Source organism: Neobacillus sp. Soil_C_43 (assembly GCF_057656715.1).
Genome location: NZ_JBDGJV010000001.1, coordinates 673294 through 697437 on the forward strand (window position 1 = coordinate 673294; position 24144 = coordinate 697437).

General features: G+C 39.3%; 21 protein-coding genes and 1 other annotated feature. Of the genes, 5 read left to right on the forward strand and 16 right to left on the reverse strand.

What is annotated here, in order from left to right; genetic code table 11:
• Positions 1-67 precede the first annotated feature (67 nt).
• From AC3A54_RS03575 to AC3A54_RS03595, 5 genes are read right to left on the reverse strand one after another with little or no spacing between them, the layout of a single operon-like run.
• Positions 68-1282, reverse strand: a complete 1215-nt coding sequence (locus AC3A54_RS03575; protein WP_487653341.1) for a type II secretion system F family protein — start codon at positions 1280-1282, stop codon at positions 68-70.
• Positions 1275-2324: a type IV pilus twitching motility protein PilT gene (locus AC3A54_RS03580; RefSeq protein WP_487653342.1), complete on the reverse strand. Its 1050-nt coding sequence runs from the start codon at positions 2322-2324 to the stop codon at positions 1275-1277. The genes AC3A54_RS03575 and AC3A54_RS03580 overlap by 8 nt, the downstream gene beginning before the upstream one ends.
• Before the next feature lie 12 nt (positions 2325-2336).
• Positions 2337-3998 carry a GspE/PulE family protein gene (locus AC3A54_RS03585; protein WP_487653343.1) on the reverse strand — a complete coding sequence of 554 codons (1662 nt, stop codon included), beginning with the start codon at positions 3996-3998 and terminating at the stop codon, positions 2337-2339.
• 14 nt (positions 3999-4012) lie between these two features.
• Complete coding sequence (locus AC3A54_RS03590; protein ID WP_487653344.1) at positions 4013-5323, reverse strand: G5 domain-containing protein; 1311 nt, start codon at positions 5321-5323, stop codon at positions 4013-4015.
• Positions 5324-5341: 18 nt separating this feature from the next.
• Positions 5342-6121, reverse strand: coding sequence for a hypothetical protein (locus AC3A54_RS03595; RefSeq protein ID WP_487653345.1), 780 nt, complete (start codon positions 6119-6121; stop codon positions 5342-5344).
• Positions 6122-6282: 161 nt separating this feature from the next.
• Here AC3A54_RS03595 and AC3A54_RS03600 point away from each other — a divergent pair, with 161 nt between their 5' ends.
• The 3 genes from AC3A54_RS03600 to AC3A54_RS03610 all read left to right on the forward strand — a co-directional run bounded on the left by AC3A54_RS03600 (position 6283) and on the right by AC3A54_RS03610 (position 8084).
• A complete protein-coding gene (locus tag AC3A54_RS03600; protein WP_487653346.1) occupies positions 6283-6714 on the forward strand; it encodes a PulJ/GspJ family protein in 432 nt (143 codons plus the stop codon).
• A gap of 3 nt (positions 6715-6717) precedes the next feature.
• Positions 6718-7170, forward strand: a complete 453-nt coding sequence (locus AC3A54_RS03605; RefSeq protein WP_487653347.1) for a PilW family protein — start codon at positions 6718-6720, stop codon at positions 7168-7170.
• Between the two features lie 74 nt (positions 7171-7244).
• Positions 7245-8084 carry a hypothetical protein gene (locus AC3A54_RS03610; RefSeq protein WP_487653348.1) on the forward strand — a complete coding sequence of 280 codons (840 nt, stop codon included), beginning with the start codon at positions 7245-7247 and terminating at the stop codon, positions 8082-8084.
• A 50-nt stretch (positions 8085-8134) separates the two neighbouring features.
• Here the strand turns inward: AC3A54_RS03610 and AC3A54_RS03615 are convergent, their stop codons facing one another.
• From AC3A54_RS03615 to AC3A54_RS03625, 3 genes are all read right to left on the reverse strand, one after another.
• A complete protein-coding gene (locus AC3A54_RS03615) occupies positions 8135-9853 on the reverse strand; it encodes a sensor domain-containing diguanylate cyclase (RefSeq protein WP_487653349.1) in 1719 nt (572 codons plus the stop codon).
• A gap of 71 nt (positions 9854-9924) precedes the next feature.
• A complete protein-coding gene (locus AC3A54_RS03620; protein ID WP_487653350.1) occupies positions 9925-11247 on the reverse strand; it encodes a bifunctional folylpolyglutamate synthase/dihydrofolate synthase in 1323 nt (440 codons plus the stop codon).
• A 90-nt stretch (positions 11248-11337) separates the two neighbouring features.
• Entirely contained in the window at positions 11338-13980 is a 2643-nt protein-coding gene (locus AC3A54_RS03625; protein WP_487653351.1) for a valine--tRNA ligase, read from the reverse strand.
• A 60-nt stretch (positions 13981-14040) separates the two neighbouring features.
• Positions 14041-14276: a binding site (T-box leader), on the reverse strand.
• Between the two features lie 159 nt (positions 14277-14435).
• Between AC3A54_RS03625 and AC3A54_RS03630 the strand changes: the two genes are divergently transcribed.
• Positions 14436-14627, forward strand: coding sequence for a hypothetical protein (locus AC3A54_RS03630; RefSeq protein WP_309860309.1), 192 nt, complete (start codon positions 14436-14438; stop codon positions 14625-14627).
• Between the two features lie 18 nt (positions 14628-14645).
• On the opposite strand, the gene ysxE is transcribed toward AC3A54_RS03630, so the two are convergent.
• From ysxE to hemA, 8 genes are all read right to left on the reverse strand, one after another.
• Positions 14646-15683: a spore coat protein YsxE gene (gene ysxE, locus AC3A54_RS03635; RefSeq protein ID WP_487653352.1), complete on the reverse strand. Its 1038-nt coding sequence runs from the start codon at positions 15681-15683 to the stop codon at positions 14646-14648.
• A 92-nt stretch (positions 15684-15775) separates the two neighbouring features.
• Entirely contained in the window at positions 15776-16870 is a 1095-nt protein-coding gene (gene spoVID / locus AC3A54_RS03640; RefSeq protein ID WP_487653353.1) for a stage VI sporulation protein D, read from the reverse strand.
• A 294-nt stretch (positions 16871-17164) separates the two neighbouring features.
• On the reverse strand, positions 17165-18451 hold the full coding sequence (hemL, locus tag AC3A54_RS03645) for a glutamate-1-semialdehyde 2,1-aminomutase (protein ID WP_487653354.1): 1287 nt from the start codon (positions 18449-18451) through the stop codon (positions 17165-17167).
• Between the two features lie 23 nt (positions 18452-18474).
• The gene (gene hemB / locus AC3A54_RS03650; RefSeq protein WP_487653355.1) at positions 18475-19455 is read right to left on the reverse strand and encodes a porphobilinogen synthase; all 981 of its coding nucleotides are present in this window, start codon (positions 19453-19455) and stop codon (positions 18475-18477) included.
• Positions 19456-20241, reverse strand: a complete 786-nt coding sequence (locus tag AC3A54_RS03655) for a uroporphyrinogen-III synthase (RefSeq protein ID WP_487653356.1) — start codon at positions 20239-20241, stop codon at positions 19456-19458.
• Positions 20238-21173: a hydroxymethylbilane synthase gene (gene hemC, locus AC3A54_RS03660; RefSeq protein ID WP_487653357.1), complete on the reverse strand. Its 936-nt coding sequence runs from the start codon at positions 21171-21173 to the stop codon at positions 20238-20240. The genes AC3A54_RS03655 and hemC overlap by 4 nt, the downstream gene beginning before the upstream one ends.
• 14 nt (positions 21174-21187) lie before the next feature.
• Positions 21188-22021: a cytochrome c biogenesis protein CcsA gene (ccsA, locus tag AC3A54_RS03665; protein WP_308082986.1), complete on the reverse strand. Its 834-nt coding sequence runs from the start codon at positions 22019-22021 to the stop codon at positions 21188-21190.
• Positions 22022-22033: 12 nt separating this feature from the next.
• Positions 22034-23377 (reverse strand): glutamyl-tRNA reductase, encoded by a 1344-nt coding sequence (gene hemA / locus AC3A54_RS03670; RefSeq protein WP_487653358.1) that lies wholly within the window; start codon positions 23375-23377, stop codon positions 22034-22036.
• 219 nt (positions 23378-23596) lie between these two features.
• On the opposite strand from hemA, the gene AC3A54_RS03675 reads away from it, so the two are divergent.
• On the forward strand, positions 23597-24085 hold the full coding sequence (locus AC3A54_RS03675) for a LiaF transmembrane domain-containing protein (RefSeq protein ID WP_487653359.1): 489 nt from the start codon (positions 23597-23599) through the stop codon (positions 24083-24085).
• Positions 24086-24144 lie beyond the last annotated feature (59 nt).

The following is a 24144-nucleotide window of genomic DNA, read 5'->3' on the forward strand; positions in this document are numbered from 1 at the left end:
ACAATGCTTAGAAAAGAAGATTTTTGTTGGAATTTATCATTTCCAAAAAATAATTTTGCTTTTTTGTTTAATTTTGTTGCTGAAATTGATTAAACATGTCAAACATTGGTAGCATTATTGCCGTAACTATCGTTCCCACTAGCGCTGCTAAGACAACAATCATTAAGGGCTCTATTAACGACTTTAACCTGTCAGTTCCTGTGTCAACTTCTTTTTCATAAAACTCTGCAATCTTAGATAGCATTGCATCTAATGCACCAGTTTCTTCTCCTATTGCAATCATTTGTGTAACTAGTGGTGGAAAAGTCCAGTGTTTCTTCATTGGTTCTGTCATCGAACGACCTTTTTCTAGTGAATCCCTTGATTCCCGAATAACCTTTGCAAGCACTTCATTTTCAACGACTTTTTCAACTATCGCCATTGCTTGGAGAATTGGGACAGAGCTTGAAAATAAAGAGCTCAGAGTTCGCATCATGCGTGCCAAGGCCGCCTTTTGAAACAAGTTTCCGAAAATCGGCATTCTTAATATCATATAATCTAAGTAATACTTCGTTTTTATATTACTTTTAAGGTAAGTAATTATAAAAAAGAAAGATAAAATAAATAAAGCTACAAACCACCAAAATGACTGCATAAAACTACTAGACGCTAAGACCAATCTTGTAATTGCTGGGAGTTGAGCATCCAAGTCATTAAACATCGTTACGAACGTCGGTACTACTGCCACTAACAAAAATATAACAACTGCAATAGCAATAATACCAACAACTACTGGATAAGCAAGTGCTGAAACAATTTTTTGCCTTGTATAATGCTGCTTCTCAAAATGGTCTGCCAAGCGATCTAGCGTCTCATCTAAGTTCCCGCTCACTTCCCCTGCTTTGACCATATTAATAAACATTGGGGTAAAAATTTTTTTGTGCTTAGACACAGCTTCCGAAAGTGGATTCCCTTCTCGTAAGTCTTCTTCTACGCTGAGTAGGGCCTTTTTAAGTGCTTTACTCTCTGTTTGAGCAGAAAGTATAGCTGTTGCTTCGACAACGGTTACTCCCGCCTTGATTAATGTAGAGAATTGTCTAAGATAGATCACAAAATGTTGAAGTTTCACAGGATTCCCAAAAGAAATATCCTTTGTCAGCAAGGTCTCTGGAACCTCCGTCATCTCAATAACCCGGATTCCCTCATCCTTCAACTTAATCATTGCCTCGCGTTTAGATCCAGCGGAAACGGTGCCCTGCCGTTTTCCTTTTCTGTCGCGCCCTTCATATTTAAATCTAGCCATTTAATAACATCTTTTCTTGCAAGTATTGTGACGCAGCTTCCTTCAGAATCACATTTCGATCAATTAGATCTCTAATACTCATTTCAAGTGTATGCATTCCCTGGGCTCTGGACGTTTGCATCGTACTTTGTATTTGGTGTATTTTCTCATTTCGAATTAAGTTAGCGATTGCCGCATTGTTCACTAGTATTTCTGTTGCAGCTTTTCTGCCTTGTTTATCCACAGTCGGAAATAAACGCTGAGAGATAACACCAACTAGGACTGAAGCAAGCTGTATACGTATTTGTGGCTGTTGTGCGGATGGAAAAACGTCAATAATCCTGTTAATCGTTGTTGGTGCACTTGAGGTATGGAGTGTTCCGAGTACAAGATGTCCGGTTTCTGCTGCTGTGATGGCAATGGACATCGTCTCTAGATCCCTCATCTCTCCCACAAGAATGACATCCGGGTCCTGGCGAAGCGCAGCCTTTAAACCACTTGCATAATTGCTGGTGTCAAATCCCACTTCTCGTTGATCAATAATTGAATTTCCATGACGATGTAGATACTCAATTGGATCCTCTAGAGTAATAATGTGCTTTCGCATTGTGCGGTTCATATAATCAATCATGGAAGCTAATGTTGTTGATTTTCCACTTCCTGTTGGACCGGTTACAAGAATAAGCCCTTGTGGCTTCTCTACTAACTTTAAGACAATCTCAGGAAGGTCTAAATCTTCTATGGATGGAACCTTAGAAGCAACAACCCTTAAGGCTAGAGAGACACTTTTCCGTTGATGATAGGCATTCACACGGAACCGAGAACTACCTGGAACACCATACGAGAAATCCAACTCCCCTTTTTCCCTAAAAATGTCCCACATATTATCAGGGATAATGGCTTTTGCCATGCCTTCTGTGTCAGCAGGGAGCAAATTATCAGCCCCATACCTTCTTAAGTCACCATTAATCCGCATGACTGGCGGGACCCCGACGGTTAAATGAACATCGGATGCTTTATATTCAATCGCAGCCCTTAGTATGGAATCTATTTTATCTCTCATGTTCATTTACTCCTACTCCAAAATTGCTACACGTAGTACTTCTTCTGTCGTTGTTAAACCTTGTTTAATTTTTAATAGGCCATCATCAATCAAAAAGATGGTTTTATTTTTATTGGCTAGTTCCTTTAGCTTTTGGAAAGACTCCCCATTCATCATTGCCCGACTCATTTCATCATTGATCACCAGTACTTCATGAAGGGCAATCCGTCCCTTATAACCGGTCATATTACAAGAGGAACAACCATTCCCGCGTGTAATATGTTCAATTTTCATCCCGCGTCTTGCAAAAATTTCTTTCTCACGCTTGGATGGTTCCTGTACTTCTTGGCAATCACGACAAACCTTACGTACAAGCCGTTGAGATACAATTCCACTTAAAGATGAGGCAAGTAAAAAGGGTTCGACTCCCATATCCATCAATCTGGTTACGGTACCGATTGAATCATTGGTATGAAGGGTGCTCAAAACTAAGTGACCAGTTAGCGAGGCACGGATAGCAACTTCGGCTGTTTCTTTATCACGGATTTCACCGACCATGATAATATTTGGATCCTGCCGAAGAATCGATCTTAAGCCAGCCGCAAAAGTCATCCCTACATTGGTGTTCACCTGTATCTGATTAATTCCTTCCAGTTGATACTCAACGGGATCTTCAATGGTAATAATGTTGACCTCTTCACTATTTAATTTATTTAAGGCTGCATAAAGTGTAGAAGATTTCCCTGAGCCGGTGGGACCAGTAATCAGCACAATTCCAGTTGGTTTTTCAATCATTTCATTAAATCGTTTCATATTCAGTGCGTTAAATCCTAGCTTATTTAGGTCATTTAATGTTGAACCCATATCAAGAAGGCGCATAACGATTTTTTCACCATATACCGTGGGCAATGTTGCAACACGTAGGTCCACGGGATGAAAATCGAGATTCATTTTAATCCTGCCATCCTGAGGTATCCTGTGTTCAGTAATATCTAGATTAGACATAATTTTTATTCTAGCTGTCAGTACCCCTTGCATGTGGCGAGGCAAAACTCGTTCAACCCGTAAAACACCGTCAACACGATATCGAACAACAACCTTCGTCTCCTGGGGATCAATATGAACATCACTCGCCTTTTGAACAGCGGCATTCGCTAGAATCTGGTTCACAAGACGGACAATTGGCGAATCAAGGTCTGTAACATCCTCTGACCGACCCTTTTCCGTTTGCTTTAATTCACCCAGGAGTTCGTCTAACCCTTCATCCACATTATAATATTTATTGATTGAGCGAAGAATATCATCCTTTGTAGCAATTGCAGGCTGGATTTGAAATCCTGTAGATAATCGTAAATCATCAATGACGATAAAATCCATTGGATTTGCCATTGCGACAAAGAGCTTATTCCCCTCTCGCTTAAGTGGAATAATCAAATTTCTTCTGGCCGATTCTTTAGAGATAAGGGAAAAAAGATTTGTATCAAAAGGATAATTAAATAAACTGATGTGTGGGATACCAAGCTGGAATTCGAGTACTTCAATTAATTGTTGTTCAGTAATAAATCCCCTTTGGAGGAGCGCCTCACCAATTTTTTGATTCTTCGACTTTTCCTCCAGTGTTAGTTGGAGCTGCTCTGAGGTTATTAGTCCCACTTCAATTAATAAATCGCCAAGTCTTTTTCTAACTTGCTTCATAGTTTATCCCTGCTTTATTTTGGTTGTTCATTCGGATTTCCCCAAATGTCACTTTCAGAAGTTGTGTCCCCGTTGGTTGTTGATGTATTTCCTGTTGAGTCGGATGGAGTCGTAGTCTGACTACTATTCTCAGTAGTTGTCTGGCTTGTAGTTACAGCAGGTTGGCTTTGAACATTATCTCCTAGTCCATGAATCTCAACCTGATAGGTGGCAGGATAGTAATCTTCCGAGATTAATTCACTTTTAATAAATGCTTCTCCTTCAAACACATCTCTGTATACCTTAATAATTTGACCCTCTGTCCCTTTTGTTTGAACCTTTGTTTTTCCTGGCAGGAGTAAGGGGCTATATTGAACAATCACTTTAGGCTTAAGCTTTTGTTCGTCTTTTGTACTAATTTTATAGTTGTAAGCAAACTTTTCACCCTTTAGGGTAACCTTTAATTGACTATTGGTTAATTGCAGTTCTAGATTATACTTTGCCTTATTAGGGTTAGATATAACTAAATCTGTGTTCTTACTTTGATTTACTTTCGCTTCAAAGCCTAATAATGCGTATTCTGGTAATGAACTGCTGATGTTTCTTTCGATAATGTTAAAGTTCGATGGTAGCACTGCTTGATAAATTCCTGTCGCTAAAACATCTAATGCATAACTATCTTTTATATTATGCTTTTTCGCTAAGTCTAGGAGTGAGAAAGTGGTTTCCTCTTGAAGTTCGATTGTGGGATTTTTCTCTACTAAGGACTGAAGATCAAACGGAACATTGTCTAAATCAATTACAACAGAATTTAAAATAGCCTCTTTTTTGCTCGCAGCTAGTAGAAAGTCATTATAGATATTAAAAGTATGAGACCCTTCTTCAAAAAGTGAAGCCATTTTATTTAAACTAAGGGTGAGCTTGTCCACGTCAAGATCACTGCTTTTTAATTGTGGAAATAGAATTCCTACTTGTTCTACTATCTGAGCTTTGTCGATTGTAATTACAGCTTTATTTTTTCGACCATCTTTAACCGAATTTATGGTCTTATTCGCATCTAAATGAAATTGACTTAAATCAATAGAAGCAGTTGTTTCTCCATATTGCAGTTGAATAGTAGTTTCCTTTGGCCAGTTTGCATATTTCTGTTCTATAAGACTAATAGCTTCTTTCTTCGTTTTGCCTGACAGGTCAATGGTTCCAATAATCGTTCCATCCGAAAACTTTCCGTCAGCATTTGTTAATTTATCGAAAGCTTTCGCACCATAATGGGAGAAGCTAAAAATAAATGTTGTACCAAATAGTAAAACAACAAACAGCTTAATAATTTGTTGACTCTTATTCAAATTTCTTCCCCCCTCAGATTACTTTTGTAAGATTAAATTTTTCTTAACTTCCTTTTCATCTTGAGCTGATGCCACCTCTTTATTTGAATAAAGCATTTCTGACGCATTATCTATTAAACTTTCTAACTCGTTCAATATTGGCATTCCTTCTGAATTCTCTTCTTGTAACGGTAGTAATCCGTCCATTTTATCCAATAAATGGTTATTCATATAATTTTTCTCTACTGTTAAATCTCCATCTAACAAACTCTCTATCTCAGATAAATAACCGATTTCTGGTGTGACCTCAACTGTTTTTTGTTCGTCGTTAACAGTAATTCTATTCCGCTCTAATAAAAATGAAATATCTTCTTCTAAGATATTACTTTCTACATTGAATGTTTTTTCCATTACTTGTAGGACTGCACCCTGACCTTGCAGGTTAATGTCAGAAACAAAAGGTAAATCTATGTTTAGCTCAGTAAGCTCTACAGTAGTGGTTTCTTTTTCTATTTTTGAATTTCGGACAGGAGTGGTATATTCTGCACTTGGAACTTCTTTTTCAACAGTGTTTCCCTTAAATAACATGGCCCCACTACGGTTCCCCATAAAGTATGCTAGTAAAAGAATAAGTAAAATTAGCATTAATGCAGTTTCCCAGAGTGGCAACACTGGAACGGCTGCTAGTCCTCCTAACGCTAACAAAAAACTAGTTATTACAACATATATCTTACCTTTACTAGTAAACCCTATAGGTAAGAAGGTTATAATTAACATAAGTAAAAGCATAGAACTAAAGGCCCACACCATTGATACCATTTATCCACTCCCTCTCCTATAGTTCATATATACTAAAAACAACATTTTTCCATCAAAGTTTCTTAGTTTTTGTCCTTTTCTACAAAAATTAGACAAAAATCGCCTACTAAATATTGTATAATACTATTAAGTATTTTTAAAGCAGAAGGCGGGGAATTTTTATGAAGGACAGTTTCCATAGCCAAAAAGGACTAACCTTGGTAGAAGTCCTTGTTTCTATTGTATTACTGGCAATTATTTTAACCTCTTTTATAAGCTTTTTTACCCAGTCAGCATTATTTACCAAGAAAAACGACCAAAAATTAGATACTATGCAAACTGCACAAAAAGTAGTTAACTTAGTTGAAATAGAAATTACAAAGCAGGATTTAATTGACAATTTCATTATCAATTCCTCGGAACAGGTAATTAAAACATCATTAACAAAAACAGAAATAGAAGGATTAATTAACGATAATATTGATCCACGATATGATGTAAGAGTGGAAATTTCAAAAAACAGCTCCCAGAGTTTAATCATGTTTAAAATCATTGTCCAAGATCCTACGAATACTGGTAATAAATCTGAAACATACACTTATATACGAAGGTGAGACATGAAAAATCAAAAAGGAATCACATTAGTTGAGGTTTTAGCTGCCCTTTCGATCCTTTTAATTATTTCTTCAGTCATTTATGGAGTACTCATTAATTCAAAAAATAACTACAATAATATTTCAGAAAAGGTAAATTTAAACCAGGAAGCTAATTTAATATTAGCTACAATAAAGAATTACCATCAAAAAGAGTCGTTACATTCCCTTGATGTTAATTTAAAAGAATTTTATATTATTAAATTTGATGATAGCAAACACGTATATATCGGAAAGTCCTCTTCAAACATGGTCCCACTACAAAAAGAAGGTTTAAGTCTGAATATTAAAATTGATGATGCCGAATTTACAGGTGACAAGGTGATTTATCCTTCAGATGCACTCACTATATATGTAAAGGTTGTTAATCAACAAGGTCAGTCTTATGAAGTAAACACAGTTATTAAACAGTATTAGGGGTGATTGTTATAAAGAGTGAGAAAGGTTACACGTTAATTCTTGTTATGATTGTTATGACAGTTGTAATGATCTTGGGTTTAGCATTAAGTGGAGCAGCATTAAACGCTAGAACCCTAGTAAAAAAAACTGATTTTCGTAACAAAGCCACTGACCTAGCAGAAATGGGTATAACCTATTATCAGCCCATAGTTACTAATTTAGTTACCACAGCTAAAGCAACTGCTACAGCAAAAAAAGCTATTTCAACTAATACTAAGTCCTATGACTATTATTTCCATGAAGCATTATTAACATCGTTAAGGAATAGTATAACTCCTGTAGAGGTTGACACTTCTAACAATAAATTTGAAATCACCTTTAAAAGCATAGACCCACCTAATTCTGATGCTGTTTCAAATAAGATCATTATTAACTTTGAGAGTAAAGGAACTGCATCAGGTGAACCCGCAACAGTTAATGGTTTTTTCACAATCGATAAAATTTCACAATCGAATAAAGTAGGGCAGCCAAAACCAGCACCATCCTCTTATAAAACGAATGAAACACAACAAGTTTTATTACTGAATAGCTCAAAAGATAAAAATAAAGATAAACCTTATGATTATTCAACTTATTTTAGTAATGATATCGTTATTGAAGGTAAACGTTCTGTAACAGTTAAAGGGGATGCATACATTACTAAATTAACCTTGCAAGGGTCTGCAAGAATTAATATTTACGGGGATGCTATTTTTGCTAACAACATTATAAATATTGGGGAAGCGTATGGGGTTTGTATTACAGGTAAAACATACAAGCTAGATTCCAATTTTAAACTTGTTGACTATCCTATTTCAAAAAATACTTGCTCCACTCCTTCGGTTAATGAATGGCTATTTAATGCGGATAAAGGAACAAAAGTTAAATACTAAGAAAACCGCAGGTCCCAAAGTGGAACCTGCGATTTTTTGTATTATTATCTTTAACATGAGGAATACTCCGCAACCCTGTTCCTTCCTGCCCGCTTAGCCCCTACATAAAGCGCCCGGTCTGCATGGCGGATTAAGGCTAATGCATCTTCAGCATCCTCTGGTGCGGTTGCCACACCGATGGAAGCCGTGATTCTGACTTGCTGATGCTTTTGGTCTAACGACTGGCTTATGCTGAAAGGCCAGTTGGCGATGGATTGACGGATGAGTTCAGCCATTTGATAGGCATCTTCTTTTGATACATCTGGTAAAAGGACCACAAATTCCTCGCCACCATACCGGGCAACAGTTCCTCTGCCTCCTACCAGCTTATTTAACCTGTTAGCCAGTTCGCATAGAATTTCATTTCCACTTTGATGGCCATACGTGTCATTCACGTTTTTAAAATGGTCAATGTCGAGAATAATTAATGAAAGCATTTTGCGTTCGAAACGAGTAAGTTTTTCAAATTCCTCTGTTAGCATATTCTCAAAGTAACGATAATTATATAGACTCGTTAAGGCACAACGCTCGCTCTGTCTCTTGGTTTGCTCATAATGGCGTGCATTTTCAATTGCGACGGCAAAATGAGAACAAAGAATATCGATAATCATTAGCTGCGATTTTTCATAAGCTCGTTTTCTTCTTGATGCTAATAGTAAGACACCAATTAACTTTTTACTTCGAATGATAGGTACACCCAGAATACTTTCGGCATCCTTCGGAATGTAGCCATTCGAATACTCAATCCAATCCTTCTTTGTTTTGAATAGGAAGGCCTTTCGGCTTGCCCAAACCATTCCGCTGATTCCTTCATGGATACTCATAGACTGCTGATCATTTGGTAACGCATTTCCTGATTCAATGCGGCGAATCAATTTCAGTTCGTCGCCGCTTGCCTCAAGGATATAAGCATAATCCACCGGCAGCATTTCACTTAATTTTTGAATAAATAAGTCAACAACATCATTAATATACAAACGCTCAGCCAACTGATGGCCAATTTCTGCTGCCTTTTGAAGATATTCATTTATTTTTTCACTTGAATAATAGAGATTAAAAATAATAGATAAACTGACAAACGGAACACCCACAAATAGGAGAGCTAATATGCCTACCCCATCTTGGTTATAAAGAATGTATAGGATAAACCCAATTGGGAATGTAACTAATGTTGTAATTGTCTCGGCAAAGAACTCCTTCCCGAAGTAAGGTTCCTTGCTTTTATATATTACATACAGATTAAACGCTAAAATAACTTGATTTAAAGTGTAACTTAAGACCGCATACATGACTGCTAGCCACAGGGAACTTGAATCATGTGTAAAGTCGGGAGTTGGATTACCACCTAATAAATAATAGAAAGCACCACTCAAGAAAGAAACAAGAAAAAACATAATTAAATTGAGAGGCAGTCGGAAAATCTCACCCTTGCGAAGAATCCTTAGCTTAAGTAGTAATACAACGACAGCAATTTGAGCAAAGATAATTTCAACAAATAAGCCAAATCGCAAAAAGGTAGCCAAGGCCACCCATTGAATTAAAAAGATGTACATCTGATTTATGACTATAGGCATGGAAGCCACCACGGAGGTTAACAGCAAAAAGGCTAATAGATCTATCCAATGCCCATTAATCTTAGGAGGATGCGTATGATAGGTAAACCAGAGTCCTGCAGGTACTAATAAAAACCATACAAGAAAAATGGCTTGTTTTGTTAGCGGTTTAACCATCTTACCTACCTCCCCCTTCATATTATTATTAATTCAAGATAAAATCATTTTACCACTATTACTATAGCTTGTCACAAAGATATTTTTATATTTTTCAAATATTTACATAAATGTGGTTTTATCTCAGAGATAAAATAGAGAGATCCAGTAATAACAAGCATACTAGATGAATCTAGAGCCTGAATCTCCTCTAAAAGGTAGGACTCCCAGTTGGTTACTGCCACCTTATTGGTAGACTGACTGATCTTCAATAACTCTTCCGCTGCAGCTGCCCGTGGAAAATCAAAGCTGACAAATGAGAGTTGATTCGCTACCTGGTCCAGCTTTGCAATCATTTCATCCAACTTCTTATCCTTTAATGCAGCAAATACAATATGGATATGTTGCTCTTTATATCTTGTTGATAATTCTTGTACAAGGGCTGTAATCCCTTCCTCATTGTGAGCTCCATCGATAATGACTAACGGCTTTTCAGATAGAATTTCAAATCTGCCTGGCCAGTATGCCTTTTTCAAGCCTTCTCTAATGGCTTGGTCACTGATAGGAAACGAACCCTCTTGATTTAAGTATTGTGCTGCACAGACTGCAAGGGCCGCATTTTCCGTTTGATGCTGACCGATCATACTGATTTCAACATCAATGAAGGCTTGTGATGGTGTAGATAAAGTAAACTTTTCACCTTTAGTCAATGATTGGTGCTCAGAAATTGAAAATTCCTGGTTCAGTCGATAAATCGGTGCCTTCATTTTTTCTGCCTGATTCTCGATTACTTTAAGAGCTCCTGGATGTTTCACCGCCGTAAAAATCGGAATATGCTCCTTGATGATTCCTGCTTTTTCAAAAGCGATTTCCTCATACGAGTTTCCGAGAATGTTCGTGTGGTCCAATCCGATATTTGTAATAATAGAAGCTAGTGGATGAAGAATGTTGGTGGAGTCAAATCGTCCTCCTAATCCCACTTCATAAACAACCACGTCCACCTTGCCCATTTCTGCAAAATAATAAAACGACATAGCGGTGATCACTTCAAACTCAGTCGGTCCCCCAAGCTCTGTTTCTTCCAATTCATCTGCTAATGGTCGAATGACATTGGCCAGGTGTAAAAGCTCTTCATCCGTAATCGGTTTTCCATTCACACTAATACGCTCATTAAATTGCTCGATATAGGGGGAGGTAAAGGTACCCACCTTATAGCCTGCTGCTTGTAAAATATTACGAAGGTAGGTGACGGTCGAGCCTTTTCCGTTTGTCCCCCCCACATGGATCGTTTGGATCTTCTTTTCAGGGGAACCCAGCTTGTCCATTATCCATTCCATTCGTTTCAAACCAGGCTTAATCCCAAGCCGTAATCTCGCGTGGATCCAGTCTAGGGCTTCTTTATATGAAGTAAACATTTCGTGACACCCCGTCCATATTTGATTAATAAGAAAAAGGGGTCAGACCCCACAGTTATATTAGTGGGGTCTGACCTCTTTAAATAAAGGTTACCCTCTTAATTCTTTAATGCGTGCTTCCACGATGCTTCTTTTTTCAAGATAGTCATTTTCCTTTGCACGCTCTTCAGTAACAACACTTTCAGGTGCTTTCTTCATAAATCCTTCATTGCTTAATTTCTTTTGAACGCGCTCTACTTCTTTATTTAACTTTTCGTATTCCTTCTCAAGACGAGTAATTTCTTCGTCAATGTTAATTAAGCCTTCAAGCGGAAGAATGATTTCCAAGCCTGTAATCACCGCTGTCATTGCTTTTTCAGGTGATTCAATATCGATACCCATTTGTAATTCCTCTGGATTACAGAAGCGCTCGATATAGCTGCGGTTTGTTTCGATGGCCTTCAGGATTGATTCGTCCTTCGCTTTAACCAACATTTTAATTTTCTTACTCATTGGCGTATTCACTTCCGCACGAATATTACGTACCGCGCGAATCATTTCCATAAGAAGCTTCATATCCTGTGCTGCCTTGTCATCGGAAAGCTCCGGTTTCACCTCTGGCCATGCAGCTGTAGTAATAGATTCACCAGCATGTGGGAGGTTTTGCCAAATTTCCTCGGTAATGAATGGCATAAACGGATGTAACAAACGCATCGTTTGATCTAATACATAAGCAAGGATGGAACGAGTCGTTTTTTTAGCTGCTTCATCTTCACCATATAATGGAAGCTTTGCCATTTCAATGTACCAATCACAGAAGTCATCCCAAATGAAGTTGTATAATGCACGGCCTACTTCACCGAATTCATAGCGGTCTGAAAGCTTGGTAACATGGTCAATCGTTTCATTTAATCTTGTTAAAATCCATTTATCCGCAACGGATTTTTCACCACTGAAATCAATTTCTTCGTAAGTCATGCCGTCCATATTCATTAAAGCAAAGCGTGATGCATTCCAAATTTTATTAGCAAAATTCCAGGTAGCTTCAACTTTTTCTGTGCTGTAGCGTAAATCCTGACCTGGAGATGATCCAGTCGATAAGAAGTATCGTAAGGAGTCTGCCCCATATTGATCTATGACATCCATTGGGTCCACACCGTTACCAAGTGATTTACTCATTTTACGTCCTTGTTCATCACGAACAAGACCATGGATCAGAACATCTTTAAAGGGACGTTCACCTGTAAATTCGATGCTTTGGAAAATCATTCTGGATACCCAGAAGAAAATGATATCGTAGCCTGTTACCAAAACGTCTGTTGGGAAGTAACGTTTAAAATCAGCTGCTTCCTTGTTCGGCCAGCCCATGGTTGAGAACGGCCATAATGCTGAGCTGAACCATGTATCTAATACGTCTTTGTCCTGCTCCCAGTTTTCAGCGTCTGCTGGTGCTTCATGACCTACAAATACTTCACCTGTTTCTTTGTGGTACCATGCAGGAATTCGGTGTCCCCACCAAAGCTGACGTGAAATACACCAATCACGGATATTTCCCATCCAACGCAAGTAGGTTTTCTCAAAGCGGTCAGGAACAAAGTTGACTTTGTTTTCTTTATTTTGAAGGGCAATTGCTTCATCTGCCAGGGGTTGCATCTTAACGAACCATTGAGTAGATAGGTATGGTTCAACAACTGCACCACTACGTTCGGAATGGCCTACGGAATGAAGATGCTCTTCAATTTTGAAAAGAACGCCTTGTTCTTGAAGGTCTTTAACGATTTGCTTACGGCAGTCGAAGCGATCCATACCTTTATATTTTCCTGCTTTGTCATTCATCGAGCCGTCTTCGTTCATAACGAGGATACGTTCAAGATTATGGCGGTTGCCAAGTTCAAAGTCGTTCGGATCGTGTGCAGGGGTAATTTTAACCGCTCCAGAACCGAATTCCATATCTACATAATCATCTGCTACAATTGGAATTTCGCGGCCAACGATTGGCAGAATAACGGTTTTGCCAATTAAGTGCTTGTAGCGCTCATCTTCAGGATGAACCGCAACAGCTGTATCACCGAGCATCGTTTCTGGACGAGTTGTCGCAACCTCAATGGATCCAGTGCCATCTGCTAAAGGATATCTCAGGTGGTAAAACGCACCCTGAACATCTTTATAGATTACTTCAATGTCAGATAATGCTGTTTTCGTGGAAGGATCCCAGTTAATAATATATTCGCCGCGGTAAATTAAGCCTTTATTATAAAGGGTAACGAATACTTCGCGAACCGCATCTGATAGGCCTTCATCCAAAGTGAACCGCTCACGGCTGTAATCTAAGCCTAATCCTAGCTTCGACCATTGCTGACGGATGTGTGAAGCATATTCATCCTTCCACTTCCATGTCTCCTCAACAAACTTTTCACGGCCTAAATCGTAACGGCTTTTGCCTTCACTGCGAAGCTTCTCTTCTACCTTCGCCTGTGTGGCAATTCCCGCATGGTCCATACCAGGGAGCCAAAGCACGTCATAGCCTTGCATCCGTTTCATACGTGTAACAATATCTTGAAGGGTTGTATCCCATGCATGACCTAGATGAAGCTTACCTGTTACGTTTGGCGGTGGAATAACAACGGTATAAGGCTGTTTTCCCTCGTCATCCTTTGCTTCAAAATACTTCCCTTGCAGCCACCAGTCATAACGACCTTTTTCAATCGATTGCGGGTCGTATTTCGTTGGCATCGTTAATTCTTTTGTTTCCATCAAAAATTCCTCCTTCTTAAACTACTGTTTCCACAGAAACATAAAAAACCCCATTCGTCATAAAAGGACGAATGGAGTTTGCTTCGCGGTACCACCTTTTTTCCAATCAAAAAACATGATTGGCACTTAACGGGATAACGGATTTCATCCGTCTTCAACTAATTAGATCATTTGACCTTTTCGCAGAAGAAGCTCCTGGGCGACCTTCTGATGTTCCTCTTAGGAAATCTTTCAGCTAATGATTTCCCTCTCTAAAAGTAGGATGGCATCGTACTCTTCCCTGTCGTTGCTTGTTTTTTAAATTATATTGTTATACTACCGAAAAAAAGGGTTTGACGTCAATCATGATAACCAATTTTTTTATTTTTTATACTGTATGTATTTAATGGAGAACTTCTATAGGCATTTGGAATATATATAAAATAAAGGTCAAATCCCAAAGGGGAGGTTCTGGGATGAAGAGGAATTTTCATAAATACAAATACAAGCCTTGGTTCATCACGTGCCGAAGGATTGCTGCCCAATTAATTATTCCGTTTAGTATTTTTCAATTTATCCGGACGCTGCTTCTACCAACCGTATTTGATGTATTACTATTAACCTGTTTTCTTGTCCTTGCTGTATCCATTTATTTTGACATTATTTAAGGAGCCCATCTTGCAGAGTTATGACTGCTGCTGGGCTCCTTCTTTTGCTTTTTGTGCGTTTTCGATTTCCGTCATTTTCATGACAATATACTCTGAATTCTTTAAATGCCAGTATCGGTGCTGCAGCTGACTGACATATTTCAACTCATTTTTTCGCCCCTGCTTTCGATAATAGCTCTCCGCTACCTGTATGATTGGAATGGGAAGAGCTAGATAGCTGAAGAATAATAGCTTCTCATCTGCTTTAAACGGGAAGTATTTAAAATAATGGTATACCCAGTCGATCGCTGTATCACTCCGCTTCGGCCTGGAATTAATTGCACGAGAAAGGTAAGGGAGCAAATCATGAATCGGGGAACCATAACGTGCATTTTCAAAATTAATAAAATAGCCGTAACCTCGATCATCATACAAAAAATGCTCAGAAGCTAATTTTCCATGAGTTATGACCATGCGGGCCTTTTCGGTTTCCTTTGTGCTTTCGTACCATTCTTCAAATTTTGTTTTTGAAAATCTTAGCGCTTGGCTAATTTCGTTATAATACATGCAATACAATAATTCGAACGGAGACATGTAGGTCTTTTTTTCGCATTGATCGATAAAACCATCCAGGAATTCCTGTTGTTTTTCCATCTCTTGAATGGTCTTTTCATAATGCTCTGTTCGTTCTTCTTTGTTGACAGTGATTTCTTTTGCCGAAAGGGTATGAAGTCTCGCTAATTCGCGAAATAATTGCAGATTGGTTTGCTCGCGGTTTTCTTTTAAATCATTTGGCATCCAGGGCATGAGATAGTACAGGTCATTTTCGTGCAGCACCGCATACCTGCCGTCCATTGTTGGATAAATTGGGACGATGCGATTAAATCCTTTTTGGTACAGAAGGTGCACATGGCGAATGAAATCAGTCCCGATTGAGGGATTGATTTTCTTTAAGGCAAACGTACCTTTATTGGAATAAATTTTTTGTACCGTACCATAATCCTCTACAAAATGAGGTTCAATATAATAATTTTTTAATACAGGTGCTAGCATTTGTATCCGATTTGACTCATTCATGTCAACTCGACCTTCTTTCAATGGAAAAGCCGAAATAGCTTTTAAAAGAAGCTGAGCAGGTTAAAGAAAACCCGCTCAACAATTGTGAATGGTTATTTTTTTGCAAAAGCACTAGGGATATATAATACTTGCCCCTCATACACATCTTGATTGAGTTCCAGATTATTTTCGCGCAACAGATTTTGAACCGTTACATCATAACGGTCTGCGAGGGTACTTACTGTATCCCCCTTCTGTACTATGCAAACCCGTAAACTGGTTTGGGCGGAGTTTTCATCTTTCCTTGCAAAAAATTCGGTAAGTGTCATACTCTTCTTCTTGGATGCTTTCTTCTTCTTGACCTTCGGTGCTTCCTCAGGGGATGATGAGCTTTCTTCTACATGCTTTACTTCCTCTTCAAAAATAACCTCTGGTTGTGGTGCAGCTTGTTCTTGAACAACGATTTCCTCTTCTTCGATCTCAACTGGCTGGCCGCCTTCATTTCTGGCCCATGCAGGCTCAAATTCTTCTTGTTCCTCTGCTGAAGGCTGGTAGTTAAAGGTTGGGAACTTCGGTAATACTTCTACTTCTTCTTCTTCTTCCTGTTGTTTTCTTGCCTCTGCTTCAAATAAGAAGTTGTTTTCGTATGCGCTTTGAACTGCGGCTTGTTCAATGGCTGCTTCTTCCTCAGCCTCTTCTGTTTCGTAACGGTTAAGTACCTCATATTCAGGTTCTACTTGTTCCTGCTGCTCTGCCTCATATAAACCACTGATGGTCAGTTCTGCAGATAGTTTAAGACAGCTGCGCTCTGGTGTAGCATAATCGAATGATTCAACGAGAACATCAATATCATAGATGCTTTGAATCCGATTGTTCGGGATGGTGATATCGACTGGGAAGCGATGTGAAAATTCACAGGTGCCCTCCTCGCGTTCTGCCACCCTCTCTACAAACTTTTGGGATGTTACTTCCTCTTCGCTACCCTCATTGCTAGGTTCGTAACTTTTATATTCGCCGGTAAGCTCCAACGAACCACGTATGGTTACGTACTGATCGTTTTCCTGGATGGTAATATCCGGGTCTAGAGAAATCGATAGAAGTTCCTCGACTTCCTGTCCTTTTCTAAACCACAAAGATTCCTCCAAAGAAAATCGTAGGCACGATTGATTCTCTTGGGACAAAGCGACTCCTCCTTTCGTATCCTTCACGCAAAATCACTATGTCACTTACACTCTATGAACAATGGGATTTATTTATGATAAAAAAGCAGTTAGTTAGTAAAAAGAAATAGATACTGCTTCAACTTGATGGGGGATTCCGCTCAATTATGTAATTATTCCGCCAACTTGGGTTAGAATTCCGCCAACTTTTGTATTTATTCCGCCAACTTAGGCATGGATTCCGCCAAATTTTAAATTCTTTCCGCCAAACCCCATCTACGAACCTCTCAGAGAACAATAAAAAGCACCCACCAAATTAGGTGAGTGCCTACCAAAACAAATTTATTTAAGCTTAGAAAATGCAATTTCCGCTGCTTGTATTGTTTTTTCAATATCTTCATCCGTATGGGCAGTCGATAGGAATAATCCTTCGAATTGAGAAGGTGGTAAAAAGATACCTTGCTCTGCCATTTCACGGTAGTACTCTGCAAAGAACGCTAAATTAGATGTTTTTGCTTTTTCAAAATTAATAACCTCTTCATTGGTAAAGAAGAAACCAATCATGGATCCTGCACGGTTAAATGTAATTGGAATGTCGTACTTTTCAGCAGCCGCCTTAAAGCCTTTTTCCAGAAGATCTCCCTTACGGATAAACTCCTCGTAATGTGCTGGCGTTAACTGGCTCAATGTTTCATAACCTGCTGTCATAGCCAGCGGGTTACCAGAAAGTGTCCCAGCTTGATAAATCGGTCCGCTTGGAGCGATTTGCTGCATGATTTCGGCCTTACCGCCGTATGCCCCTACCGGAAGTCCACCACCGATTACTTTTCCAAGACAAGTGATATCAGGCGTTACATTGAAATATCCTTGTGCACAGTTGTAGCCCACTCGGAAGCCAGTCATAACCTCGTCAAAAATGAGCAATGCGCCATTTGATGAAGTAATCTCACGCAGTCCTTCCAAGAATCCAGGAAGCGGCGGAACAAGACCCATATTCCCAGCAACTGGCTCAACAATGATACAGGCGATATCTTCACCAAATTGCTCAAACGCATACTTTACACCTTCAAGATCGTTGTACGCTACCGTAATCGTATTGGATGCTACTCCTTCAGGAACGCCAGGGCTGTCAGGAAGGCCTAGTGTAGCCACACCTGATCCGGCTTTAATTAACAGGGAATCCCCATGGCCATGATAGCAGCCTTCGAATTTCAAAATCTTATTACGTCCTGTATATCCTCTTGCTAAACGAAGGGCACTCATCGTTGCTTCCGTACCTGATGATACCATCCGTATTACTTCGATTGATGGAACACGTTCAATGACAAGCTTTGCCAGCTCATTTTCCATCAAAGTAGGAGCACCATAGCTTGTACCAAGCTCCGCTACTTTTTTCATTGCTTCGACGACACGGTCATTGGTATGTCCAAGGATTAGAGGACCCCATGAAAGTACATAGTCAATGTATTCATTGCCATCGATATCATAAATTTTAGACCCTTTGCCTCTTTCCATAAAAATCGGGTCCATATTCACTGATTTAAAGGCACGAACTGGACTGTTTACGCCGCCAGGCATAAGGGTTTGGGCTTCTTTAAATGCTTCAATCGATTTTGTATACGAGCGCATCCTTTTCCCTCTTTTCAAAATGTTTATTGGTCTTCTTTTAACCAGCGAATCGCATCTTTTGCTGCATACGTGATGATCAAGTCAGCACCGGCACGCTTCATTCCCATCAACATTTCAAGAACGGTGTTTTTCTCGTCAATCCAGCCGTTTGCAGAAGCTGCCTTAATCATGGAATACTCACCGCTTACGTTATAAATCACAATAGGCAGGTTAAAGGTATTCTTCATATCACGAACGATATCAAGGTATGGCATACCTGGTTTAACAATTAAGAAATCAGCACCCTCTGCTACATCTGATTCTGCTTCTCTGAATGCTTCCATTCGGTTAGCAGGATCCATTTGATAGGTCTTGCGGTCACCAAATTGTGGCGCGCCTTCTGCTGCCTCACGGAACGGTCCGTAGAACGCAGAAGCATATTTAACGGCATACGACATAATTGGAATCTCTGTAAATCCAGCTTCATCAAGACCGGCACGAATAGCAGCAACAAAGCCGTCCATCATGTTAGATGGCGCAATAATGTCCGCACCAGCTTGAGCTTGTGCCACTGCTGTTTTGACAAGAAGATCTAATGACGCATCGTTAAGGATTTTTTCCCCTTCAACGACGCCACAGTGTCCATGGCTTGTATATTCACACAAGCAAGTATCTGCTACAACGATGATTTCTGGGAAGTGTTCTTTAATAAAACGAGTGGCTACCTGAACAATTCCGTGGTCATGATAGGCTTGCTCACCACACGCATCCTTCGTAGCAGGAATACCGAATAAAAGGACAGACTTTATGCCGTGAGCAACGATATCTTCCATTTCAGCTTGAAGGTGGTCCATGGAAACTTGGAACACACCTGGCATGGATGACACTTCATTGCGGATATTTTCCCCTTCATAGATAAACAGCGGATAGATAAAGTCCTCCGCTTTCAAGTGATTTTCTCTAACAAGTGCGCGCATGCTGGCACTAGAACGCAGGCGACGATGACGTTTGAATTGAAGTTCCATTTATGATTCCTCCACATCTAAATAAGCAATAGTGCTTTTAATCATTTCTTTTACGGTATATTCCTTTGGTGAAGCATGAACGGTGAGCCCGTGTTCCAGTAGTTTTTTCTCTGTTACCGGACCGATACAGCCGATGACACACTTGTATAGCTGTTCTTCAAGGCCGTAGTCTTTGACAACCTCCATCAAATGATCCACCGTAGAAGGACTTGTAAACAGCAGAATATCCAGCTGCCCGTCAGCCAGCATCCTTGCCAGCTTTTCTCGGCTTTCATCAGGCAGATAGGTTTCGTAAATGACGATTTCATCAACCACAGCTCCAGCTTCTGATAAGGCTCGTGAGATGTATTCCCGCGCGAGGTTTCCTTTCGGAAGCAAAATCCGCATACCACTTTGGATAAAAGGTAAAAACTCCTCAACAAATACCTCAGCCACATAGGCAGATGGAACGAATGCGGTAGTTAGCCCTTTTTCCTCCAAGCATTCTGCCGTCTTTTTCCCAATCACTGCGATTTTAGGAAATCTTTCATCCAATTCTTCCTTTTGGTAAAAAGAAAAAAAGGTCTCAACCGTTACATTGCTCGTAAAAATAATCCAATCATATGTATCAAGGGCCTTCAAAGAGTCTTGAAGGCGATCGACTTTTTCAATGGGTCGAAAGGAAATAAGAGGGATTTCGACTGGAATCCCTCCCTCCCTTTCTACAAGCCGTGAAAAGGATTTTGCTTGATTTTCGCCTCTTGGAACAAGGACTTTTTTATCAAGCAAGGGCAATGATTGGATCATTGACCTTCCAGCTCCCGTTTCACCTTTTCAATCAGGTCCTTGGCTCCTTTTTTAATTAATAAATCAGCAGCCTGAACACCAAGCTCTTCCGGATTTTGTCCTCTTAGTTCCTCTTTAAAGATCTCTTGACCTTCTGGAGAAGCAACAAGTACATTTAATACGACTTCATCATTTTCCTCTATTCGAGCAAATCCGGCAATTGGAACCTGACAGCCACCCTCCATTTTTTGCAGGAAAGCACGCTCGGCACGAACCGCTCTTTCTGTTTTCTTACAAGTGAATTTCTCAAATAGCTCTAGTAATTCTTTATCATCTTCGCGGCATTCAATGGATAGTGCACCTTGCCCAACAGCAGGAACACAAATATCGGCATCAATAAATTCTGTTACTACGTCAGAAGCCCAGCCAAGGCGGGAAAGTCCTGCAGCTGCTAAAATGATGGCATCATATTCTTCTTCCTGTAATTTTGCTAGTCTTGTATCGACATTTCCACGAATCCATTTAATCTCTATGTCTGGGCGTTGGACTAATAGCTGCGCACTGCGGCGAAGGCTACTCGTCCCAACAATTGCACCAGGCTTTAAATCTTTCAATTTGACATGATCTCTTGAAATAAGAGCATCACGGTGGTCCTCACGGAAAGGAATACAGCCGATTGTAAGACCCTCAGGTAAAACAGCTGGCATGTCTTTCATACTATGAACGGCCATATCAATCTCTTTATCAAGCATAGCTTGCTCTATTTCCTTCACGAATAACCCTTTTCCGCCCACTTTTGAAAGTGTAACATCAAGGATTTTATCACCTTTTGTTACGATTTCTTTTACTTCAAACTCAAAACGAGAATCCAGCTTCTTTAGCTGTTCAATCACCCAATTGGTTTGTGTTAATGCCAACTTGCTTCGTCTAGAACCAACAATAATTTTTCTCATGACTGCCTCCTAAGTTATGCATACCATAAATGGAAAGATGATAATCGACCAAATAAGAAAAAATTAATTAATACTATTAAAAATGAAGCCGTATTCCACATGGCTAACTTTCTGCCAGATAGGTTTTTTCCGATCCGGAGATATAAATAGATGCTGTAGGCCGTTAGCAACAAAAACGACCCAATAATTTTCATATCGTACCACGGCATTCCAGGAACCTTTAGAAATGCCCACTGTAAGCCTAAAATAAGGCTGAGCAGGAGCATCGGAACACCAATGACAGCCAATATGTAAGATGATTTTTCAAGTTTATCTAAATCTGCCAAGCGAACAAGCCTTGTTCCCCATTTCTTCCGTTTCAATAGATCATATTGAAGCAGGTACAGGGCTGAAAATACAAACGACAGGGAAAAAGCCCCGTATGAAAGAATCGCCATTGTAATATGGATTAACAGTAGTTCCGATACCAACTGTTTAGCCATGATATGAGAATGGTACTGCATTGGAGCGAAGGTATGAATCGCCATTACGGTAAAACCAAGGATATTTGTAAAAAAGACGATAAAATCGACTCGCAGTAAATGATTTATCCCAATTGACAATGTTACTAATACCCAAGCATAAAAATAGAGTCCCTCAAAGATCGTTAGTACAGGGAACCTTCCTGTTTTTGTCATATAAAAGAATAGGAAAATCGTTTGTAAAACCCATACAAATGCAAGTAACCAGAAGGCAATTCGGTTTGCCTTCCGGTTATGGTGAATGAAATCAAAGAAATATAACAACACACTGAAGGCATATAAAACAACCGTTAATTCATGAAGCCTTGTCATAAAGACATCGAACATAGAAAGTACCCCTTATGACTGAAAGGAAGCCTGTGGTTTAAGAACCGGTGATGTATTAACTTCGGCTGCTCTCGAATGTTGTTCTTCAACAAGCTCTTCAATATTGAATATTTTAATAAACAAATCCATCGCCTGTTCGGCATCTGGTCTAGCAGCCATTTCTTTCGCTTGTAAAATCGGATCCTTTAAAAGCTGGTTGATAATGCTCTTTGTATGTTTGTTTAATACTTTCAGGTCACGATCTGATAAATTGGGCAATTTTCTTTCCAAACTTACCATTGTCTCAGCTTGAATAGCCAAAGCTTTTTCGCGAAGAGCGGAAATGACCGGCACTACACCAAGCATTCCAAGCCATTGCTTGAAATCAACGATTTCTTTTTCAATCATCAGCCTGATTTTAGCTGCTGCTTTTTGGCGTTCTTGCAGGTTTGCTTCAACAATGCCTTCTAAATCGTCAATATCGTATAAAAAGACATTCTCAAGCTCTGAAATTCTTGGGTCCAAATCACGTGGTACAGCAATATCTACCATAAATAATGGTTTACCCTTACGCTTTTTCTCAACCTTAGCCATCATTTCTTTTGTAATGACAAAGTCTTTTGCACCCGTTGAGCTAATTAAAATATCCGCTTCAATGAGTGACTGCTGTAAGTCAACCAACGTTTTCGCTTCGCCATTAAAACGGCTGGCAAGAGTTTTTGCTTTATCGTACGTACGATTGATCACTGTTACCTTTTTCACACCGTTACCGTGCAAGTTTTGAGCTGCTAATTCACCCATTTTTCCCGCACCGAAAATCAATACATGTTTATTCGCAAGAGAGCCGAAGATTTTCTTTGCCAGCTCAACCGCAGCATAACTAACAGAAACGGCATTAGCGCCAATATCCGTTTCTGAATGTCCACGTTTGGCTACCGTAATCGCTTGTTTAAACAAGTGATTGAAAACTGAACCAGTCGTTTCCTCTTGTTGTGCCAGCATAAAGCTAGTACGCACCTGCCCAAGTATTTGTGTTTCCCCTAAAACCATGGAATTGAGTCCGCATGTAACATTAAACAAATGCTCTACAGCTCCATCGTCTTCATTAACAAATAAGAATGGAGAGAATTCCGTTTGTTCCATACCGAACCATTCGGACAGAAATTCTTTTATATAATAGCGGCCTGTATGGAGTTGATCGACAACCGCATAAATTTCCGTACGATTACATGTAGACAAGATGATGTTTTCTAGGATGCTTTTTTTAGTGTTTAACTTTTTTATGGCATCCACAAGTTCGGTTTCATTAAATGTCAACCGCTCACGGATTTCTACAGGGGCAGTTTTATAGTTAAGACCGATTACTAAAATATGCATTTTTTCGTACACCCCCACTTAATAGTACATTAGCAGTATTAACTAGTATGATTATATCATGAGCAATTTCGACTTTTGCTCGGAAAATGTGAACAGAAAACGAAAGATATGTTATGATAAAAAAATAATAGGACTTAGTTTTATCTATTACTTCCTTAAGTACAGTATCAAAAAAATAGAATAGATTCAAGTGAACCTTATTGGAAGTGGTGTTTTTTAATGAAAAATCAGCGAATCTTTCCCGGAATTATTCTGATTGGTTTTGGAACTTACTTTTTACTACAGCAAACAGGAATTACTATTTTTCAACAATTTTATACATGGCCTACCTTGCTGATGATCGTTGGGATTGCTTTTTTAGGTCAAGGCTATTCAGCTAAGGAACATGAAGCCATTCTTCCTGGAGTTATCATGAGTGGTTTCGGTCTTCACTTTCATCTTGTCGGTCATGTGTCTTTTTGGCCAAGCCATACCATTGGCATGTTAATTCTCATTATATCAATTGGATTTTTCCTTCGTTTTCAAAAAACAAATACAGGCTTGTTTCAAGCATTCCTCTTTCTCATTTTAGCGGTATTGCTACTATTTTATGATAAAATTGCCGGCTATCTTGGCTTATTACAAAATGGCATGAGCTTTATTTGGAAATTCTGGCCCGCTCTGTTAATTGTTGTTGGTATTTATTTTCTACTAAAAAAGAAAAAATAACAGTGAAATTTTCCAACCTGACATAAGAAAAACGCCTGGCGCTTAACTGCCAGGCGTTT

Excerpts from the sequence above, each read along its gene's own strand:
- AC3A54_RS03575 (WP_487653341.1), bottom strand. The coding sequence starts at position 1,282 with ATGGCTAGATTTAAATATGAAGGGCGCGACAGAAAAGGAAAACGGCAG.
- AC3A54_RS03580 (WP_487653342.1), bottom strand. The coding sequence starts at position 2,324 with ATGAGAGATAAAATAGATTCCATACTAAGGGCTGCGATTGAATATAAA.
- AC3A54_RS03585 (WP_487653343.1), bottom strand. The coding sequence starts at position 3,998 with ATGAAGCAAGTTAGAAAAAGACTTGGCGATTTATTAATTGAAGTGGGA.
- AC3A54_RS03595 (WP_487653345.1), bottom strand. The coding sequence starts at position 6,121 with ATGGTATCAATGGTGTGGGCCTTTAGTTCTATGCTTTTACTTATGTTA.
- AC3A54_RS03600 (WP_487653346.1), top strand. The coding sequence starts at position 6,283 with ATGAAGGACAGTTTCCATAGCCAAAAAGGACTAACCTTGGTAGAAGTC.
- AC3A54_RS03605 (WP_487653347.1), top strand. The coding sequence starts at position 6,718 with ATGAAAAATCAAAAAGGAATCACATTAGTTGAGGTTTTAGCTGCCCTT.
- AC3A54_RS03615 (WP_487653349.1), bottom strand. The coding sequence starts at position 9,853 with ATGGTTAAACCGCTAACAAAACAAGCCATTTTTCTTGTATGGTTTTTA.
- AC3A54_RS03620 (WP_487653350.1), bottom strand. The coding sequence starts at position 11,247 with ATGTTTACTTCATATAAAGAAGCCCTAGACTGGATCCACGCGAGATTA.
- AC3A54_RS03625 (WP_487653351.1), bottom strand. The coding sequence starts at position 13,980 with ATGGAAACAAAAGAATTAACGATGCCAACGAAATACGACCCGCAATCG.
- AC3A54_RS03630 (WP_309860309.1), top strand. The coding sequence starts at position 14,436 with ATGAAGAGGAATTTTCATAAATACAAATACAAGCCTTGGTTCATCACG.
- ysxE (WP_487653352.1), bottom strand. The coding sequence starts at position 15,683 with ATGAATGAGTCAAATCGGATACAAATGCTAGCACCTGTATTAAAAAAT.
- hemL (WP_487653354.1), bottom strand. The coding sequence starts at position 18,451 with ATGCGCTCGTATACAAAATCGATTGAAGCATTTAAAGAAGCCCAAACC.
- hemB (WP_487653355.1), bottom strand. The coding sequence starts at position 19,455 with ATGGAACTTCAATTCAAACGTCATCGTCGCCTGCGTTCTAGTGCCAGC.
- AC3A54_RS03655 (WP_487653356.1), bottom strand. The coding sequence starts at position 20,241 with ATGATCCAATCATTGCCCTTGCTTGATAAAAAAGTCCTTGTTCCAAGA.
- hemC (WP_487653357.1), bottom strand. The coding sequence starts at position 21,173 with ATGAGAAAAATTATTGTTGGTTCTAGACGAAGCAAGTTGGCATTAACA.
- ccsA (WP_308082986.1), bottom strand. The coding sequence starts at position 22,021 with ATGTTCGATGTCTTTATGACAAGGCTTCATGAATTAACGGTTGTTTTA.
- hemA (WP_487653358.1), bottom strand. The coding sequence starts at position 23,377 with ATGCATATTTTAGTAATCGGTCTTAACTATAAAACTGCCCCTGTAGAA.
- AC3A54_RS03675 (WP_487653359.1), top strand. The coding sequence starts at position 23,597 with ATGAAAAATCAGCGAATCTTTCCCGGAATTATTCTGATTGGTTTTGGA.